The sequence below is a fragment of the Mesorhizobium sp. M7D.F.Ca.US.004.03.1.1 genome (assembly GCF_003998635.1).
In the GTDB taxonomy this organism is placed as follows: domain Bacteria; phylum Pseudomonadota; class Alphaproteobacteria; order Rhizobiales; family Rhizobiaceae; genus Mesorhizobium; species Mesorhizobium loti.
Genome location: NZ_RZQG01001128.1, coordinates 1 through 1,699, shown reverse-complemented (window position 1 = coordinate 1,699; position 1,699 = coordinate 1). Strand labels below are relative to the sequence as shown.

The window sequence follows — 1,699 nt, the reverse complement described above, 5'->3', positions numbered from 1 at the left end:
GCGCAGGACCTGGCGCCAGCCATCCGCTGGTTCGGCATCCAGCGCCTTATCGGCCTGCCGCTCACCGCCTGGATCGCGGTTGGCTGCTTCGTCGTCTTCTCGCTGATCATGGCCAAGACGCCGTTCGGCCGGCATCTCGTGATGATCGGCGGCAACGAGACGGCCACCTTCCGCGCCGGCATCCGGGTGAACCGCAATCTCATCATCGCCTTCGTTCTCGCCGGCGCCATCGCCGGTCTTGCCGGCTGGCTGCTGGCGATCCGCACCTCGGGCGCCACCGCCAATCTCGGCGTCGGTCTGCTATTCAACGCCTTCGCCGCCGTCGTAATCGGCGGCGTCAGTCTGAAAGGCGGCGTCGGCACCCTGCCTGGCGTCTATGCCGGCGTGCTGTTGCTCTCAGCCATCAACACGGCGATCAACCTGATGGGCCTGCCGGCCAACTTCACCCAGGTGATCCATGGCCTGCTGGTGCTGGCCGCCGTGCTGCTCGACGCTTTCAAGCAAACCATCCGCCAAAGACTCGCATAACAGGACGGCTCGCATGACCGGACGACTGAAAGAGAAGGTGGCGCTGATCGTCGGCAGCGCCCGCGGCATCGGCAAGGGCATTGCACTCCGCTTTGCCGAGGAAGGCGCGAGGCTGGTGCTGGCCGACACCGAAGTCGAGGCCGGGCAAGCGACCGCGCACGAGCTGGGCGTTCCCTTCATCCGCACCGATATCTCGCAAATGAGCGATGCCGAGGCAGCCGTCGCGCTGGCGCTCAAGCTCCATGGCCGCCTCGACATCATCGTGCAGAATGCCGGCATCTATCCCTGGCAGCTGATCGAAAACACCAGCGCCGACGACTGGGACCGCGTCATGGCGGTCAATCTGCGCGGCACCTTCAATGCCAGCCGCGCGGCCCTGGTGCCGATGAAGGCGCAAGGCTTTGGCCGCATGCTCTACACCTCCTCCATCACCGGCCCGCATGTCACCAGCCCCGGCCATGGCCATTATTCGGCCAGCAAGGCCGGCATCAACGGCTTCATCCGTGCGGCGGCGCTCGAATTCTCCGGTTACGGCATCACCGTCAACGGTGTCGAGCCCGGCAACATCCTCACCGAGGCCATCGAACTGCATCGGGGTGCTGCCTACATCAAGAACATGGAGGACTCCATTCCACTCGGCCGCCTCGGCAGCCCGCGCGACGTCGCCAACGCCTTCCTGTTCCTCGCCTCCGACGATGCCAGCTACATCACCGGCACGACCATCATCGTCGACGGCGGGCAGCTGCTGCCCGAGGGCAATGATTTTCGGCTGTTGCCGCCTTGATCACAGCACGAACGGCAGTGAATCGCTCAGTCTCCTGACGACGAGGGGAATGAGAAGCATAACTTCAAGCTACAGATCCATCGCCCGCGTATTAGTTGGCGAATATTCCCCCACAAGTTGCAGCGGAACAACTTCGCATCTCAAAGGTTGTTCATCTAGTGCTGATCAAGGGGGATGTTTGGCAATGGCCAATAAAATCAGAACCAGTCATATCTACCAGCGGGCTCATGCTTTGGCCGAGGGTGGTGTCCACCACTCGCCAGCCGAGATCATTGCCGCATTGCTCGCCGAGGGCTACCCGGAAGCGGCCGAGTTGCTGAACTCCAGAAACATCCATGCCGATCTGCTGCGGGTTTGTGACGCGGCGGCGAATGGACAGCCAGGCAC

3 protein-coding genes are annotated in these 1,699 nt (G+C 63.0%); all 3 read left to right on the top strand.

Features of this window, described 5'->3' with window-relative positions; all coding sequences use genetic code 11:
• Positions 1 to 528, top strand: a 528-nt coding sequence (locus EN935_RS34675; RefSeq protein WP_164771632.1) for an ABC transporter permease, incomplete at its 5' end; no start/stop codon positions are given.
• 13 nt (positions 529 to 541) lie between these two features.
• A complete protein-coding gene (locus tag EN935_RS34670; RefSeq protein WP_127374161.1) occupies positions 542 to 1,312 on the top strand; it encodes an SDR family NAD(P)-dependent oxidoreductase in 771 nt (256 codons plus the stop codon).
• A gap of 184 nt (positions 1,313 to 1,496) precedes the next feature.
• Positions 1,497 to 1,699 (top strand): hypothetical protein (locus tag EN935_RS34665; RefSeq protein ID WP_127374160.1); only part of this gene is annotated, 203 nt, incomplete at its 3' end.